Annotated in this window: 16 protein-coding genes; 13 read left to right on the forward strand and 3 right to left on the reverse strand. The window is 50.1% G+C overall.

All coding sequences use genetic code 11. The features are described from left to right. Positions 1–25: 25 nt before the first annotated feature. On the forward strand, positions 26–1,291 hold the full coding sequence (puuE, locus tag FEK50_RS18570; protein WP_131161811.1) for a 4-aminobutyrate transaminase: 1,266 nt from the start codon (positions 26–28) through the stop codon (positions 1,289–1,291). Between the two features lie 131 nt (positions 1,292–1,422). On the opposite strand, the gene pspF is transcribed toward puuE, so the two are convergent. Further along, the gene (gene pspF, locus FEK50_RS18575) at positions 1,423–2,400 is read right to left on the reverse strand and encodes a phage shock protein operon transcriptional activator (protein WP_131161812.1); all 978 of its coding nucleotides are present in this window, start codon (positions 2,398–2,400) and stop codon (positions 1,423–1,425) included. 166 nt (positions 2,401–2,566) lie between these two features. On the opposite strand from pspF, the gene pspA reads away from it, so the two are divergent. The 8 genes from pspA to tyrR all read left to right on the forward strand — a co-directional run bounded on the left by pspA (position 2,567) and on the right by tyrR (position 8,753). Continuing rightward, complete coding sequence (gene pspA, locus FEK50_RS18580; protein ID WP_000511019.1) at positions 2,567–3,235, forward strand: phage shock protein PspA; 669 nt, start codon at positions 2,567–2,569, stop codon at positions 3,233–3,235. Positions 3,236–3,288: 53 nt separating this feature from the next. Further along, the gene (gene pspB, locus FEK50_RS18585; RefSeq protein ID WP_001274965.1) at positions 3,289–3,513 is read left to right on the forward strand and encodes an envelope stress response membrane protein PspB; all 225 of its coding nucleotides are present in this window, start codon (positions 3,289–3,291) and stop codon (positions 3,511–3,513) included. Then, the gene (pspC, locus tag FEK50_RS18590; protein ID WP_130222740.1) at positions 3,513–3,872 is read left to right on the forward strand and encodes an envelope stress response membrane protein PspC; all 360 of its coding nucleotides are present in this window, start codon (positions 3,513–3,515) and stop codon (positions 3,870–3,872) included. The genes pspB and pspC overlap by 1 nt, the downstream gene beginning before the upstream one ends. Before the next feature lie 8 nt (positions 3,873–3,880). Next, positions 3,881–4,102, forward strand: coding sequence for a phage shock protein PspD (pspD, locus tag FEK50_RS18595; protein WP_096839698.1), 222 nt, complete (start codon positions 3,881–3,883; stop codon positions 4,100–4,102). 74 nt (positions 4,103–4,176) lie between these two features. Further along, complete coding sequence (gene pspE / locus FEK50_RS18600) at positions 4,177–4,491, forward strand: thiosulfate sulfurtransferase PspE (protein ID WP_064527288.1); 315 nt, start codon at positions 4,177–4,179, stop codon at positions 4,489–4,491. 118 nt (positions 4,492–4,609) lie between these two features. Next, positions 4,610–6,007: a YcjX family protein gene (locus tag FEK50_RS18605; RefSeq protein WP_131161813.1), complete on the forward strand. Its 1,398-nt coding sequence runs from the start codon at positions 4,610–4,612 to the stop codon at positions 6,005–6,007. After that, on the forward strand, positions 6,004–7,065 hold the full coding sequence (locus tag FEK50_RS18610; RefSeq protein ID WP_130208789.1) for a YcjF family protein: 1,062 nt from the start codon (positions 6,004–6,006) through the stop codon (positions 7,063–7,065). The genes FEK50_RS18605 and FEK50_RS18610 overlap by 4 nt, the downstream gene beginning before the upstream one ends. 146 nt (positions 7,066–7,211) lie before the next feature. Further along, positions 7,212–8,753: a transcriptional regulator TyrR gene (tyrR, locus tag FEK50_RS18615; protein ID WP_130208787.1), complete on the forward strand. Its 1,542-nt coding sequence runs from the start codon at positions 7,212–7,214 to the stop codon at positions 8,751–8,753. A 44-nt stretch (positions 8,754–8,797) separates the two neighbouring features. Here tyrR and tpx read toward each other — a convergent pair whose 3' ends face one another. Next, positions 8,798–9,304 carry a thiol peroxidase gene (gene tpx, locus FEK50_RS18620; RefSeq protein ID WP_064527317.1) on the reverse strand — a complete coding sequence of 169 codons (507 nt, stop codon included), beginning with the start codon at positions 9,302–9,304 and terminating at the stop codon, positions 8,798–8,800. 118 nt (positions 9,305–9,422) lie between these two features. Here tpx and ycjG point away from each other — a divergent pair, with 118 nt between their 5' ends. Continuing rightward, positions 9,423–10,388, forward strand: coding sequence for an L-Ala-D/L-Glu epimerase (gene ycjG, locus FEK50_RS18625; protein ID WP_130208785.1), 966 nt, complete (start codon positions 9,423–9,425; stop codon positions 10,386–10,388). On the opposite strand, the gene mpaA is transcribed toward ycjG, so the two are convergent. After that, a complete protein-coding gene (mpaA, locus tag FEK50_RS18630; RefSeq protein ID WP_064527321.1) occupies positions 10,363–11,091 on the reverse strand; it encodes a murein tripeptide amidase MpaA in 729 nt (242 codons plus the stop codon). The genes ycjG and mpaA overlap by 26 nt on opposite strands. Positions 11,092–11,273: 182 nt before the next feature. On the opposite strand from mpaA, the gene mppA reads away from it, so the two are divergent. From mppA to FEK50_RS18645, 3 genes are all read left to right on the forward strand, one after another. Further along, a complete protein-coding gene (gene mppA, locus FEK50_RS18635; RefSeq protein WP_131161814.1) occupies positions 11,274–12,887 on the forward strand; it encodes a murein tripeptide ABC transporter substrate-binding protein MppA in 1,614 nt (537 codons plus the stop codon). Positions 12,888–13,167: 280 nt separating this feature from the next. Then, positions 13,168–14,154 carry a GH25 family lysozyme gene (locus tag FEK50_RS18640; protein ID WP_130208779.1) on the forward strand — a complete coding sequence of 329 codons (987 nt, stop codon included), beginning with the start codon at positions 13,168–13,170 and terminating at the stop codon, positions 14,152–14,154. Positions 14,155–14,157: 3 nt separating this feature from the next. Beyond that, positions 14,158–16,083: a GH25 family lysozyme gene (locus FEK50_RS18645; RefSeq protein WP_131161815.1), complete on the forward strand. Its 1,926-nt coding sequence runs from the start codon at positions 14,158–14,160 to the stop codon at positions 16,081–16,083. Positions 16,084–16,139: the final 56 nt, after the last annotated feature.

Below are 16,139 nucleotides of genomic sequence, written 5' to 3' on the forward strand. Positions count from 1 at the left end.
CGTGAAGAGTCAAAAGGTGTGAAACATGAGCAACAATGAATTCCATCAGCGTCGTCTTTCTGCCACCCCGCGCGGGGTTGGCGTGATGTGTAACTTCTTCGCCCAGTCGGCTGAAAACGCCACGCTGAAGGATGTTGAGGGCAACGAGTACATCGATTTCGCCGCAGGCATTGCGGTGCTGAATACCGGTCATCGTCACCCTGAACTGGTGGCGGCGGTGGAGCAGCAACTGCAACAGTTTACCCACACGGCGTACCAGATTGTGCCATACGAAAGCTACGTCACGCTGGCGGAGAAAATTAACGCCCTTGCCCCGGTGAGCGGGCAGGCTAAAACCGCGTTCTTCACCACCGGTGCTGAAGCGGTGGAAAATGCGGTGAAAATCGCCCGCGCCCATACCGGACGCCCTGGTGTGATTGCGTTTAGCGGCGGCTTCCATGGTCGCACGTATATGACCATGGCGTTAACTGGAAAGGTCGCGCCGTACAAAATCGGCTTCGGCCCGTTCCCCGGTTCGGTGTATCACGTGCCGTATCCGTCAGATTTACAGGGCATTTCGACGCAAGATTCCCTCGACGCCATCGAGCGTCTGTTTAAATCAGACATCGAAGCGAAGCAGGTTGCCGCCATTATTTTCGAACCGGTGCAGGGCGAGGGCGGCTTTAACGTGGCGCCAAAAGAGCTGGTTTCTGCGATTCGCCGTCTGTGCGACGAGCACGGTATTGTGATGATTGCTGATGAAGTGCAAAGCGGGTTTGCGCGTACCGGTAAACTGTTTGCCATGGATCACTACGCCGATAAGCCGGATTTAATGACCATGGCGAAAAGCCTCGCGGGCGGGATGCCGCTTTCAGGCGTGGTCGGTAACGCGAATATTATGGACGCCCCCGCGCCGGGCGGGCTTGGCGGTACCTACGCCGGGAACCCGCTGGCGGTGGCTGCCGCGCACGCGGTGCTCAACATTATCGACAAAGAATCACTTTGCGAACGCGCGAATCAACTGGGCCAGCGCCTGACAAACACGCTTATTGAGGCCAAAGAAAACGTTCCGGCGATCGCGGCAGTACGTGGTCTGGGGTCGATGATTGCAGCAGAGTTTAACGATCCGCAAACGGGCGAACCGTCAGCGGAGATTGCGCAGAAAATCCAGCAACGTGCGCTGGCGCAGGGGCTGCTACTCCTGACCTGTGGCGCATACGGCAACGTGATTCGTTTCCTGTATCCGCTGACCATCCCGGATGCGCAATTCGATGCGGCAATGAAAATTTTGCAGGATGCGCTGAGAGATTAATACGCAGAAGCGAAGGCCAACGCAATAATGCCTGATGCGCCGCGCTTATCAGGCCTACAAATGACGTATTGATTATGTAGGCCGAATAAGGCGTTCACGCCGTATCCGGCAAGTTGTATTGCCCAACTTCGCTAAATCTGGTGCTTTTTCAACAACGCGCGGAACTGATGATAGGTTAATCCCAGCAATTCTGCCGCGCGTTTCTGGTTATATTTCCCCTGTTGCAAACTGAGTTGCAGCAACTCTTTTTCCTGCTGCATCTGAAACTCACGTAAATCCAGCGGCAGCGTCGGAAGCGAGGTGGTTTCTGAAACGGCGATGGCTTCTTCAGGTGGACTCCGTTTAAAGGGATCAATAATGATGTCATCAAGCGGATAATCGCTGGTGCCGTGGCGATACACCGAACGTTCCACCACGTTTTTCAATTCACGAATATTTCCCGGCCAGCGATAATTCAGCAATGTTTCTCTGGCGTGCTCGGTAAAACCCGGGAACAGAGGCAGCTTGATTTCCCGACACATCTGGATGGCAAAATGTTCTGCCATCAACATAATGTCGCTTTCGCGTTCGCGCAGTGGTGGCAGTTGCACAACATCAAAAGCCAGCCGGTCGAGCAGGTCAGCGCGAAAAGTACCTTCATTGACCATCGCCGGAAGATCGGCATTCGTCGCGCATACCAACCGCACATTCACCTGCAATGGCTGGCTGCCACCAACGCGCTCCAGTTCACCATACTCAATCACGCGCAATAATTTTTCCTGCACCATCATCGGTGCCGTAGCGAGTTCATCAAGAAACAGCGTACCGCCGTCGGCACGTTCAAATCTCCCTGGATGACGTTTTTGCGCACCGGTAAACGCCCCCGCTTCGTGACCAAATAGTTCGGAATCCAGCAGATTTTCATTTAACGCCGCGCAGTTAAGGGAAATAAACGGCCCTTGCCAACGAGAGGAGAGATAATGCAGACGGCTGGCGATCAGCTCTTTACCTGTTCCGCGCTCGCCGATGATGAGCACCGGTTTGTCCAGCGGTGCGAGATGCGAAACCTGCTCTAAAACTTCGAGAAAGCTGTTCGCCTCACCGAGTAAGTTATCTTTGTATTCTGCCATGATGAAATTCGCCACTTGTTAGTGTAATTCGCTAATTCATCCTGGCATGTTGCTGTTGATTCTTCAATCAGATCTTTATAAATCAAAAAGATAAAAAATTGGCACGCAAATTGTATTAACAGTTCAGCAGGACAATCCTGAACGAAGAAATCAAGAGGACAACATTATGGGTATTTTTTCTCGCTTTGCCGACATCGTGAATGCCAACATCAACGCTCTGTTAGAGAAAGCGGAAGATCCGCAGAAACTGGTGCGTCTGATGATCCAGGAAATGGAAGACACGCTGGTTGAAGTGCGTTCTACTTCGGCACGTGCGCTGGCGGAAAAGAAACAGCTGACTCGCCGTATTGAACAAGCGTCGGCGCGTGAAGTTGAGTGGCAGGAAAAAGCCGAACTGGCACTGCTGAAAGATAGAGAAGACCTGGCGCGTGCGGCGTTAATTGAAAAACAGAAACTGACCGATCTGATTAAGTCCCTGGAACATGAAGTGACGCTGGTGGACGATACGCTGGTGCGTATGAAGAAAGAGATTGGCGAACTGGAAAACAAATTGAGCGAAACACGCGCTCGCCAGCAGGCATTGATGTTACGCCATCAGGCGGCAAACTCGTCGCGCGATGTGCGTCGTCAGTTGGACAGTGGCAAACTGGATGAAGCGATGGCCCGTTTCGAATCTTTCGAGCGCCGTATCGACCAGATGGAAGCAGAAGCGGAAAGCCACAGTTTCGGCAAACAAAAATCGCTGGATGATCAGTTTGCCGAGCTGAAAGCTGATGATGCAATCAGCGAGCAACTGGCACAATTAAAAGCCAAAATGAAGCAAGACAATCAATAATAACATCCAGGCGGCGTCCGAACACGCCGCCGCTCATCCCTTAAGGAGTCCTTATGAGCGCGCTATTTCTGGCTATTCCGTTAACCATCTTTGTGCTGTTTGTTTTACCGATTTGGTTATGGCTGCATTACAGCAACCGCTCCAGTCGTGGAGAGCTTTCGCAAAGCGAACAACAGCGATTAGCGCAACTGGCTGATGAAGCAAAACGGATGCGCGAGCGTATTCAGGCGCTGGAATCCATTCTTGATGCTGAACATCCGAACTGGAGGGATCGCTAATGGCGGGTATTAATCTCAATAAAAAATTATGGCGCATTCCACAACAGGGCATGGTTCGCGGGGTCTGTGCCGGGATTGCTAACTATTTTGATGTACCGGTAAAACTGGTACGTATTCTGGTGGTGCTGTCGATTTTCTTCGGCCTGGCGCTGTTTACCTTGGTTGCTTACATCATTTTGTCATTTGCGCTTGATCCAATGCCTGACAACATGGCGTTTGGTAAACAACAACCTTCCAGCAGCGAATTGCTGGATGAAGTCGACCGTGAACTGGCGGCCAGTGAAACGCGTTTACGCGAGATGGAACGTTATGTCACTTCCGACACCTTCACGCTACGTAGCCGTTTCCGTCAACTGTGAGGAAAGTTATGAATACTCGCTGGCAACAGGCCGGGCAAAAGATGAAGCCTGGTTTCAAATTAGCAGGCAAGCTGGTACTTCTTACCGCACTGCGCTATGGCCCGGCGGGTGTGGCTGGTTGGGCGATAAAATCAGTTGCTCGCCGACCGCTGAAAATGTTGCTGGCTGTGGCGCTGGAACCGCTATTAAGTCGGGCGGCCAATAAACTGGCGCAGCGTTATAAAAGGTGAGGGGAGTTCCGCAAAAATTGTTAGATCTCAGGCGTATAATGGATGGCAATTTTCATCCATAGAAGGATACTTATATGTTTAAAAAAGGCTTACTTGCCCTGACTCTGGTGTTTTCACTGCCTGTTTTCGCCGCTGAACACTGGATAGATGTTCGTGTTCCAGAGCAGTATCAGCAAGAGCACGTTCAGGGGGCCATCAATATTCCCCTAAAGGAAGTGAAAGAGCGCATAGCCACCGCCGTTCCGGATAAAAACGACACCGTGAAAGTGTATTGCAACGCCGGACGCCAGTCCGGGCAGGCAAAAGAGATCCTCAACGAGATGGGATATACCCACGTTGAGAACGTCGGTGGACTGAAAGACATCGAAATGCCGAAGGTCAAAGGTTAACAAATTATTGCCTGAGCGGTGTAAATAACGCCGCTTATTCATTTGATAAATCAAAATTAACCCACATTATTATCTCCAGTATCTAATCCTTTCTACGGCTTTCTGGCACAGGACAGCAATGAAGCGACTTAAAAATGAACTTAATGCGCTGGTGAATCGGGGTGTCGACAGACATCTGCGCCTCGCTGTAACCGGACTTAGCCGCAGCGGCAAAACAGCGTTTATCACCGCGATGGTTAATCAGTTGCTCAATATTCATGCCGGAGCACGCTTGCCGCTATTAAGCGCGGTGCGTGAAGAGCGCCTGCTGGGCGTAAAACGCATTCCCCAGCGTGACTTTGGTATTCCGCGCTTCACCTATGATGAAGGGCTGGCGCAGTTATATGGCGATCCTCCCGCCTGGCCGACGCCAACGCGCGGCGTCAGTGAAATCCGCCTGGCGCTACGTTTTAAATCGAATGATTCACTGCTGCGTCACTTCAAAGACACCTCCACGCTGTATCTGGAGATTGTGGATTATCCCGGCGAATGGCTGCTCGACCTGCCGATGCTGGCGCAGGATTACTTAAGTTGGTCGCGGCAGATGACGGGCTTACTCAATGGTCAGCGCGGCGAATGGTCGGCGAAATGGCGAATGATGTGCGAAGGGCTGGATCCGTTAGCGCCTGCCGACGAAAACCGACTGGCAGACATTGCCGCCGCGTGGACCGATTATCTCCACCAGTGTAAACAGCAGGGGCTGCACTTTATTCAGCCAGGGCGCTTTGTTTTGCCTGGCGATATGGCAGGAGCGCCCGCGCTGCAATTCTTCCCGTGGCCTGATGTCGATGCCTGGGGCGAGTCCAAACTGGCGCAGGCCGATAAACACACCAACGCCGGAATGCTGCGCGAGCGGTTTAATTATTACTGTGAGAAGGTGGTGAAAGGGTTCTATAAGAATCATTTTCTGCGCTTTGACCGCCAGATTGTGCTGGTGGATTGCCTGCAACCTCTCAACAGTGGGCCACAGGCATTTAATGATATGCGTCTGGCGCTGACGCAGCTGATGCAAAGTTTCCACTACGGGCAGCGTACCCTGTTCCGGCGCTTGTTCTCGCCGGTAATCGACAAACTGTTGTTTGCTGCTACTAAAGCGGACCATGTGACCATCGATCAGCACGCCAATATGGTTTCATTACTGCAACAACTGATTCAGGATGCCTGGCAAAATGCGGCGTTCGAAGGGATCTGCATGGACTGCCTGGGGCTGGCGTCAGTTCAGGCGACCACCAGCGGCATTATTGATGTTAACGGTGAGAAAATCCCGGCGCTGCGCGGTAATCGACTCAGCGATGGCGCACCGCTCACTGTTTATCCTGGCGAAGTTCCCGCACGTTTGCCTAGTCAGGCGTTCTGGGATAAGCAAGGCTTCCAGTTTGAGGCGTTTCGTCCGCAGGTGATGGATGTCGACAAACCGCTGCCGCATATTCGTCTTGATGCTGCGCTGGAATTTTTAATAGGAGATAAATTGCGATGACCGAACCGTTAAAACCACGTATTGATTTCGACGGTCCGCTGGAGGTCGATCAGAATCCAAAATTCAGGGCGCAGCAGACCTTTGACGAAAATCAGGCGCAAAATTTTGCCCCGGCAACGCTCGAAGAAGCACAGGAAGAAGAGGGGCAAGTTGAAGCGGTGATGGACGCTGCTTTACGTCCGAAACGCAGTCTGTGGCGCAAAATGGTGATGGGCGGGCTGGCGCTGTTTGGCGCAAGCGTTGTTGGTCAGGGTGTGCAGTGGACGATGAACGCCTGGCAAACTCAGGACTGGGTGGCGCTGGGCGGTTGTGCCGCTGGGGCATTGATAATCGGCGCTGGCGTGGGTTCTGTGGTAACAGAATGGCGGCGCTTATGGCGCTTGCGCCAGCGTGCACACGAACGCGACGAAGCACGCGATTTGTTGCACAGCCACGGCACGGGTAAAGGCCGCGCATTTTGCGAAAAACTGGCGCAGCAGGCGGGTATTGATCAGTCTCATCCGGCGCTGCAGCGCTGGTATGCCTCAATCCATGAAACGCAGAACGATCGTGAAGTGGTTAGTTTGTATGCTCACCTGGTCCAGCCGGTTTTAGATGCCCAGGCGCGGCGCGAAATCAGCCGATCAGCGGCGGAATCGACGTTGATGATTGCGGTCAGCCCGCTGGCGCTGGTGGATATGGCCTTCATCGCCTGGCGTAATTTGCGCCTGATTAATCGCATCGCCACGCTGTATGGCATTGAACTGGGGTATTACAGCCGCCTGCGCCTGTTTAAACTGGTCTTGCTGAATATCGCTTTCGCGGGTGCCAGCGAACTGGTACGTGAAGTGGGGATGGACTGGATGTCGCAGGATCTCGCCGCGCGCTTGTCTACTCGCGCCGCTCAGGGAATAGGTGCCGGGTTACTGACCGCACGACTGGGGATCAAAGCTATGGAACTTTGCCGCCCGCTGCCGTGGATTGACAATGACAAACCACGTTTGGGTGATTTCCGTCGTCAGCTCATCGGTCAGGTAAAAGAGACGTTACAAAAGAGCAAAACGTCCGGCGAAAAATAGTGCACTTTCGGGCACTGATCGGATACCTTTACGCCGAAGTGCCCGTTTATCCATCGTTGTGTCAATGTTTGTTGACAGAAACCTTCCTGCTACTCGAATAGTGTCATATCATCATATTTATTGTTCTTTTTCATGTGAAGGTTCCCATGCGTCTGGAAGTCTTTTGTGAAGACCGACTCGGTCTGACCCGCGAATTGCTCGACCTACTGGTGTTAAGAGGCATCGATTTACGCGGTATTGAGATTGACCCAATCGGGCGGATTTACCTGAATTTTGCCGAACTGGATTTTGACAGTTTCAGCAGTTTGATGGCGGAAATACGCCGTATTGCGGGCGTTACCGATGTGCGCACTGTGCCGTGGATGCCTTCCGAGCGAGAACATCAGGCGTTGAGCGCATTGCTTGAAGCACTGCCTGAACCCGTGCTTTCTGTCGATATGAAAAGCAAGGTGGACATGGCAAACCCGGCGAGCTGTCAGCTATTCGGGCAAAAACTGGATCGCTTACGCAATCATACCGCTGCGCAATTGATTAACGGATTTAATTTTTTACGTTGGCTTGAGAGCGACCCGCAGGATTCACATAACGAACATGTAGTGATTAATGGACAAAATTTCCTGATGGAGATAACGCCTGTCTACCTTCAGGATGAAAACGACCAACATGTCCTGACCGGTGCGGTAGTGATGCTGCGCTCAACAATCCGTATGGGCCGTCAGTTGCAAAATGTGGCTGCCCAGGATGTCAGCGCTTTCAGTCAGATTGTCGCCATCAGTCCTAAAATGAAGCATGCGGTAGAGCAGGCGCAAAAGTTAGCAATGTTAAGCGCGCCGCTGCTGATCACGGGTGATACCGGCACGGGTAAAGATCTCTTTGCTTACGCTTGCCATCAGGCAAGCCCGCGTGCGAGCAAACCTTATCTGGCGCTGAACTGTGCTTCTATTCCAGAAGATGCTGTAGAGAGTGAACTGTTCGGGCATGCGCCAGAGGGGAAAAAAGGATTCTTCGAACAGGCGAACGGCGGCTCGGTTTTGCTGGATGAGATTGGCGAGATGTCGCCGCGAATGCAGGCAAAATTATTGCGTTTTCTCAACGATGGCACTTTCCGTCGCGTTGGGGAAGACCACGAAGTGCATGTCGATGTGCGGGTAATTTGCGCGACGCAGAAGAATCTGGTCGAGCTGGTGCAAAAAGGCATGTTCCGCGAAGATCTCTATTATCGTCTGAACGTGCTGACGTTAAATCTGCCGCCGCTGCGGGACTGTCCGCAGGACATCATGCCGTTAACCGAGCTATTTGTTGCCCGATTTGCTGACGAGCAGGGCGTGCCGCGTCCGAAATTAGCTGCAGATCTAAATACCGTGCTTACACGTTATGCATGGCCGGGTAACGTGCGGCAGTTGAAAAACGCCATTTACCGCGCACTGACGCAACTGGAAGGTTATGAACTGCGTCCGCAGGATATTTTGCTGCCGGATTATGACGCTGCAACTGTGGCCGTTGGTGAAGATGCTATGGAAGGTTCGCTGGACGAAATCACCAGCCGTTTTGAACGTTCGGTATTAACCCAGCTTTATCGCAATTACCCCAGTACGCGCAAACTGGCAAAACGTTTGGGCGTTTCACACACCGCGATTGCCAATAAACTGCGGGAATATGGATTGAGTCAGAAGAAGAGCGAAGAATAAGTGGGATAAATGCCTGATGGCGCAATACCATCAGGCATAATAATTTACGCTTTCAGTACCGCGAGAGCTGCTTCGTAATCCGGCTCGGTGGTGATTTCATTGACCAACTGACTGAAGATCACATTATCATTTTCATCAATTACCACAACCGCACGTGCTGCCAGACCTTTCAGTGGGCCTTCAGCGATCTCAACGCCGTAAGCTTGCAGGAATTCAGCGTTACGGAAAGTGGAGAGAGTGATAACGTTGTTCAGACCTTCCGCGCCGCAGAAACGAGACTGAGCAAACGGCAGATCGGCGGAGATGCACAGCACAACCGTGTTGTCGATTTCGGTTGCCAGTTGGTTAAACTTACGTACTGATGCGGCGCAAACACCGGTATCAATGCTCGGGAAAATGTTCAGCACTTTGCGTTTGCCCGCAAACTGACCGAGGGTGACGTCAGACAGATCTTTTGCCACGAGAGTAAAAGTCTGCGCTTTGCTACCCGCTTGCGGGATGGAATTGGCGACTGTAACCGGGTTGCCCTGGAAATGAACGATTTGTGACATGATTATCTTTCCTGTTTACATATAGTTAACGTCACGCCTAGTTTATGCTAACTGTCAATAACACAGCAATCGCTATTTGCGCTTAATCCGCAGACCACCGCGGCAACAAGGAGTAAAGATGAGAACCGTTAAGGTATTTGAGGAAGCCTGGCCGTTACATACCCCGTTTGTTATTGCGCGAGGAAGCCGCAGTGAAGCGCGCGTGGTGGTGGTTGAACTGGAAGAAGATGGCGTCAAAGGTACGGGCGAATGTACGCCTTATCCGCGCTATGGCGAAAGTGATGCCTCAGTCATGGCGCAAATAATGAGCGTGGTCCCACAACTGGAAAAAGGGCTGACGCGCGCAGAGTTGCAAAAAGTTCTGCCTGCCGGTGCAGCGCGTAATGCGCTGGATTGTGCGCTGTGGGATCTGGCCGCAAGACAACAGCAGCAGACGCTGGCTGTACTTACCGGTATCTCTCTTCCTGAAACGATCACCACTGCGCAGACGGTAGTGATCGGTACGCCGGATCAGATGGCAGGCAGTGCCGCAGCACTATGGCAGGCTGGGGCTAAGCTGCTAAAAGTGAAGCTGGATAATCATCTTATCAGCGAGCGGATGGTGGCGATTCGCGCGGCAGTGCCGGATGCGACGTTAATTGTTGATGCTAATGAATCCTGGCGTGCGGAAGGACTGGCGGCTCGATGCCAGTTGCTGGCCGATTTAGGCGTCGCAATGCTGGAGCAACCTCTCCCGGCTCAGGACGATGCGGCGCTGGAGAATTTTATCCATCCATTGCCTATTTGCGCGGACGAAAGTTGTCATACCCGCAGCAACCTTAAGGCGCTGAAAGGGCGCTATGAGATGGTTAATATCAAGCTTGATAAAACCGGCGGCCTGACGGAAGCGTTGGCGCTGGCAACAGAAGCGCGTGCACAAGGTTTCAGCCTGATGTTGGGCTGCATGTTATGCACCTCACGCGCCATTAGCGCAGCATTACCGCTGGCGCCGCAGGTCAGCTTCGCCGATCTCGACGGGCCGACCTGGCTGGCGGTGGATGTGGAACCGGCTCTTCAGTTTACGACCGGCGAATTGCATCTTTAGGATGCCAGCGCAGTAAATTCGCCATCGCAAAAAGATATTTTTCGCTGGCTTCATCGGCGGAGATGGGGGGAAACTCAGCAGTGATACAGTGCAAGTTCAGGTCTGCACACCAACTGCCAAAGGATCCGGGGGTGTCGTAGCCGACGCTGGTTACCAGCGGCAATTCAAATGCCTGGGCCAGCCATTCACCTAATTCGCTGTGTCTGGGATCTTCAATACACGCCAGCGGATCGTGGAACGAGACGACCCAGGCGGGCTGAATGCGGTGAATGAGTTGGCATAACGCCTGGGTTTCAGGTTCGGAGCCGGGTTTATCTCCGGTCAGCAAGACAACGTCGCGCTCTTCGGCGGCACTGTTCCAGCGATAAACCGTTTCACCTTCCTTCCAGTTCGCCGCGGGAAAGTTTCGGTTTAAATCCACACCATTAGCATTGGCACGTAGACCCAACTGGCAACCGTCGGGATTCACACACAGCACCACATGATGGCGGCGCAAAGACGGTGTTAATGTGCGTAATGCGCAGGAGAGGGCGACGACGGAAGAATTCTCATCGCCGTGGGTACCAGCAAGAATCAAACCACTTTCGCTGCTGGCGGCATGGGCGGGAAACCAGAGCAGCGGCGCACCCAATAATGAACGTCCGTAATGTTCAGTTCCTGGGGGGAAAGCGCCCCGTTCGGCGCGTGGGCGAGTCACGGTCATAATCGTCTCTGACAATAGAAGTATTACAGGCAGTGTTGTGCAAATTTTGTGGATTATCAAATCCTTTTCGACAACGATATGTTATCGATCTTTTATCACTTTTTGGCCGGAAGTTATTTGCATTTCTTTAAGGAGAAACAAATAATTACGCATCAATATTAACGTCGGTTTGAGGGTAACTTATGAAGCACTCTGTTTCAGTAACTTGTTGTGCGCTGTTAGTCAGCAGCATTTCTCTTTCGTATGCTGCTGATGTTCCGAGCGGCACAGTACTGGCAGACAAGCAGGAGCTGGTGCGTCATATTAAGGATGAGCCTGCATCATTGGATCCCGCGAAAGCGGTTGGTTTGCCAGAGATTCAGGTGATTCGCGATTTGTTTGAAGGACTCGTGAATCAGAATGAAAAAGGGGAGATTGTCCCCGGCGTCGCCACCCAGTGGAAAAGCAATGACAACCGTATCTGGACCTTTACCCTGCGCGATGATGCTAAATGGGCAGATGGCACACCGGTTACCGCGCAGGATTTTGTCTATAGCTGGCAACGTCTGGTAGACCCGAAAACGTTGTCCCCATTTGCCTGGTTTGCCGCGCTGGCGGGGGTAAACAATGCTCAGGCGATTATTGATGGTAAAGCCACGCCTGACCAACTTGGCGTCACTGCCGTTGATGCCCATACCCTGAAAATCCAGCTTGATAAGCCATTGCCGTGGTTTGTTAATTTGACGGCCAACTTTGCCTTCTTCCCGGTGCAAAAAGCCAACGTTGAAAGCGGTAAAGATTGGACAAAACCAGGGAAACTTATCGGCAACGGCGCATATGTGCTTAAAGAACGCGTAGTGAATGAAAAGCTGGTGGTTGTACCGAATACCCATTATTGGGATAACGCAAAAACGGTACTGCAAAAAGTGACTTTCCTGCCGATTAACCAGGAGTCCGCTGCCACGAAACGTTATCTTGCAGGTGATATTGATATCACTGAGTCCTTCCCGAAAAATATGTATCAAAAGCTGTTGAAGGATATTCCAGGGCAGGTTTATACACCGCCGCAGCTGGGGACTTATTATTATGCCTTCAATACGCAAAAAGGTCCGACGGCAGATCAACGCGTTCGTTTGGCATTAAGTATGACGATTGACCGCCGCCTGATGACGGAAAAAGTATTAGGCACCGGTGAAAAACCAGCATGGCATTTTACGCCAGATGTTACTGCCGGATTTACGCCGGAGCCTTCGCCGTTTGAACAAATGAGTCAGGAAGAACTGAATGCGCAGGCAAAAACTTTGTTGAGCGCAGCCGGTTATGGTCCGCAAAAACCGCTGAAGCTGACGCTGTTGTATAACACTTCAGAAAACCATCAGAAAATTGCGATTGCCGTAGCGTCGATGTGGAAAAAGAATCTTGGTGTGGACGTCAAATTGCAAAATCAGGAATGGAAAACCTATATCGATAGCCGTAACACCGGTAATTTTGACGTTATCCGCGCATCATGGGTAGGGGACTATAATGAACCGTCTACCTTCCTGACGCTGTTAACGTCAACGCACTCGGGAAATATTTCAGGGTTTAATAATCCGGCATACGATAAAGTGCTGGCCCAGGCATCGACTGAAAATACCGTTAAAGCGCGCAATGCCGATTACAACGCGGCAGAGAAAATTCTCATAGAACAAGCGCCTATTGCACCGATTTACCAGTATACCAATGGGAGATTAATCAAACCGTGGTTGAAAGGTTATCCAATTAATAACCCGGAAGATGTGGCGTATAGTCGCACAATGTATATTGTGAAGCATTAATATGATGTCATCTGGCGCGTTTATGCGCGCCAGATTTAACAACCCCGATAAAATACCTTCTTTTTTAAAATCCCCCCTATAAAAATCACACCCAAGATAATTATTTGAATTTTTCTGCCAATGTCCAGCATAAATAATAATCAAATATTTTATTTAAAAGGTGTATTACATACTCCCAATATAAGCTGTGCTTTACTTTTCTTTACAACGCAAGACGTATTGCGTTCCTTGTGAAAATTTTCATTCGCAAACAGACACACAGCTAAAATGGGGTGGTAAAATGAAAAAATCCTTAGCTATGCCTTTAGTTATCTCGTTATTACTCCTTCATTATCCTTCTTTAAGCCTGGCCGCAGAATCACTGCCCGATGCCACGTCGTTGGGGCTGGAAAACTTAACGAATGATCTCTCACGACAAGAATTGTTTGTAAAAATACTGGAATCGGATCCATCTCGTGATAAAGAGTTTGATTCCTTTGCGGTAAAAAAATATTTTAAATTTCCGGCTGATGTCGCTTACGATTCGGTATTGAATCAACCACGACCCAGTTCTTTATTTGGTGTGGATATCAGCCATCATAACGGTAAAAACTTCCCGATCGAACTGTTGGCAAAAAATAAGTCTGTGTTCTTGTATATGAAGTCCAGTCAAGGAACGCGTTATGTTGATCCTGAATTCGCCGGTTTTTGGCAGCGGGCTGGGGATACTGAGCGAGGGATAAAACTTCACCGTGGGGCCTACCACTTTCTTTCCAGTGGCACACCGGCAGACGACGCGGAATTGTGGGGACGCAAGCAGGCAATGACGTTTGTTAAAGTTATTAAAGCCAATGGCGGGTTAAGGGCGACAGATATGCCACCGGCGGTGGATGTTGAGTGGGATGTAGATTCATCAACAGGTAAGGACCGCTGGCAGAAGCGTAAACCCACTGAAATAATCACGATGATCAAGGCATTCACCGCGCAGGTAGAAGCCGATTTAGGGCGTAAACCGGTTATCTACACTGCGCGGGCGTGGTGGAAAGATGCCGTCGGCGGAGAAAAAAGTTTTGCCCAGGTTGCAGAACATAATCTGTGGCTGGCTGATTATTCTAATCAGGCACAGGCCAGCGAAACGCCGCGTTCAATTAACCAGACAAAATGGGCAATCTGGCAGTTTACCGATGCTGCGCAGCTTAATTTGGGATCAAGTCAGAAATTCGATGCCAGTATATACAAGGGCCCGACCGCTGAGTTTTATTCCACTCTGGGTGTGCAGGAGTTTTAAATCATGAACAGGCGATGGCCAAATTTATGTAAAACGGTCCTGGGGCTGTTAATTGCAGGAATATCACTGGGAATGACTGATGCCCGCGCAGATGACATTTGCAAAAATGGCGCAATGGTCCCTGATGAATATTGTCATTTTTTTGTCCACTATGGGCCAGAGAACCCAGGGAAACTGGATATCCGGATCAGTGATGCGTTAAAAATACCCGATCAGGATGCAGCGAAAACGCGCTCCATCGGGTTGATTATTGCAATTTCAAAATATCCACTATTACATGCAGATATTCCGGCAGCCGCGGTGGATGGCCAAAGAATGGCTGATTTTCTGATCAACGGACAGAAGTTTGATGAGGTTATTTTATTGAGAGATCAGGAAGCTTCATTAGATAATATTAATTATTTTTTAAAGGAATATTTACCTGCCAGAGGGATGATGTTTGATAAGAAAGCTCGCTTGTTAATTGCTTATTCAGGCCATGGTCGTTTTGGCACTCAAAATGGTAATTCTGATAAAGCACCTGCATTTGTATTGAGCAACGCTACGGATATTGATGGTTCAAAAGGCATGTATGAAATGCCAGCTTTGAACACACAACTTAATATTCTGGCAAAGCGTTATTTCCATGTTCTGACTTTAGTCAATGCCTGCTTTGGTTCTGGCTTGTATGGCATGACTATCGGCGCGGGTAATTCTAACTCGTACAGTAATCCTGGTGCCTATGCAATAGCTGCCGGTGATGATAAAACAGAGGTTTACTCACTGGAGGCAAAGCGCGGCAGTGTCTTTTTCGATACAATTATCAAAGGAGTAACGAATGGCGTTGCCGACGAACGTTTTGGTAAGTCGTATATGGTAAAAGTAGATGGAAAAAAGGAATACTACGCAGGAATAACCAGAACGTTGAGTTTATTTATCTATGTTAATGATCAATATTCAGATATTAATGAAAAACTGGATGAACAAGGTAAGGGATTACATTTAAGCGATGCCTGGATAGGTGCAACAGAAATGCCAGCGGGTCCAGGGGGATTTTTCTTCATCAATGAACCTGCGGCAAGTCGTCTGGATAATAAGACTCAGCTGGCTGCGGGTAAAGCAGGGGAGTTTACGAATATTGATGTAGCCTCATTCTCGATTGATAAGTCAGCCCCTGTCCCCGCAGATAATCAGGAAAATGATAATAAATCGATTGAGATTCCTTATGGCCCCGTAAGTGCAATTCCCAACCGTCCTGACATTCGTATTTTTAAAACGCCGGAAATTTACCCAATTCACGGACATGATATTTCTTCTAACGATGGCGAAATAGACTGGAAATTATTCCAGGAAAAATCGTCTGCGCGTTTTGTGTATGCGAGAGTGGTTGGCTGGAGAGGTCCCGATTCATCATTTAAGTCTCACTGGAAACAATTAGCAGATTCCAAATTTGACCGTGGAGGTTATTTCAAATTTGATTTTTGTCGCACACCTGAGTCGCAATTGGAAACGGCAAAAAGTCTCCTGCCCGCAGAGCCGAAAATGTTACCGCCCGGCATTTTATTGGTAAATCCTGAAGGTGAAGATACAACTCAACTAAACTGCTTTAAAAAATCGGGAATGGCTAATGCACGTAATGATATTTTGCGTTTTGCCGATTTAATCTACCAAAATTATCACAAAACACCCATATTTTATGGAAATCATAATAACCTGTCACATTTCATGGATAGCCGATTCGAGCAGTATATGGTGTGGATGGGGTATTGGGGACAAGCTGGTGTGAAGCTTGAAGGACGCAATCCCTGGACGCTTTGGCAATATTCAGGGAATGAAACGGTACCGGGGATCGGTCACAGTACGGAGTCTGAAGTTTTCTTTGGTACTGAGGAACAATATGTTCAGTTTAAAGCTGGCGAGAATAATGTCGCGCTGGCTGCTGTTAATTGAATAATAAATAAGACTGGATGGCGAATAAGCATATCGCCATCCAGTTTCTGCAGGTT

It is taken from the genome of Escherichia sp. E2586, assembly GCF_005781105.1.
GTDB lineage: Bacteria > Pseudomonadota > Gammaproteobacteria > Enterobacterales > Enterobacteriaceae > Escherichia.

Coding starts and splice junctions, on each gene's coding strand:
- puuE (WP_131161811.1), top strand. CDS start 26: ATGAGCAACAATGAATTCCATCAGCGTCGTCTTTCTGCCACCCCGCGC.
- pspF (WP_131161812.1), bottom strand. CDS start 2,400: ATGGCAGAATACAAAGATAACTTACTCGGTGAGGCGAACAGCTTTCTC.
- pspA (WP_000511019.1), top strand. CDS start 2,567: ATGGGTATTTTTTCTCGCTTTGCCGACATCGTGAATGCCAACATCAAC.
- pspB (WP_001274965.1), top strand. CDS start 3,289: ATGAGCGCGCTATTTCTGGCTATTCCGTTAACCATCTTTGTGCTGTTT.
- pspC (WP_130222740.1), top strand. CDS start 3,513: ATGGCGGGTATTAATCTCAATAAAAAATTATGGCGCATTCCACAACAG.
- pspD (WP_096839698.1), top strand. CDS start 3,881: ATGAATACTCGCTGGCAACAGGCCGGGCAAAAGATGAAGCCTGGTTTC.
- pspE (WP_064527288.1), top strand. CDS start 4,177: ATGTTTAAAAAAGGCTTACTTGCCCTGACTCTGGTGTTTTCACTGCCT.
- FEK50_RS18605 (WP_131161813.1), top strand. CDS start 4,610: ATGAAGCGACTTAAAAATGAACTTAATGCGCTGGTGAATCGGGGTGTC.
- FEK50_RS18610 (WP_130208789.1), top strand. CDS start 6,004: ATGACCGAACCGTTAAAACCACGTATTGATTTCGACGGTCCGCTGGAG.
- tyrR (WP_130208787.1), top strand. CDS start 7,212: ATGCGTCTGGAAGTCTTTTGTGAAGACCGACTCGGTCTGACCCGCGAA.
- tpx (WP_064527317.1), bottom strand. CDS start 9,304: ATGTCACAAATCGTTCATTTCCAGGGCAACCCGGTTACAGTCGCCAAT.
- ycjG (WP_130208785.1), top strand. CDS start 9,423: ATGAGAACCGTTAAGGTATTTGAGGAAGCCTGGCCGTTACATACCCCG.
- mpaA (WP_064527321.1), bottom strand. CDS start 11,091: ATGACCGTGACTCGCCCACGCGCCGAACGGGGCGCTTTCCCCCCAGGA.
- mppA (WP_131161814.1), top strand. CDS start 11,274: ATGAAGCACTCTGTTTCAGTAACTTGTTGTGCGCTGTTAGTCAGCAGC.
- FEK50_RS18640 (WP_130208779.1), top strand. CDS start 13,168: ATGAAAAAATCCTTAGCTATGCCTTTAGTTATCTCGTTATTACTCCTT.
- FEK50_RS18645 (WP_131161815.1), top strand. CDS start 14,158: ATGAACAGGCGATGGCCAAATTTATGTAAAACGGTCCTGGGGCTGTTA.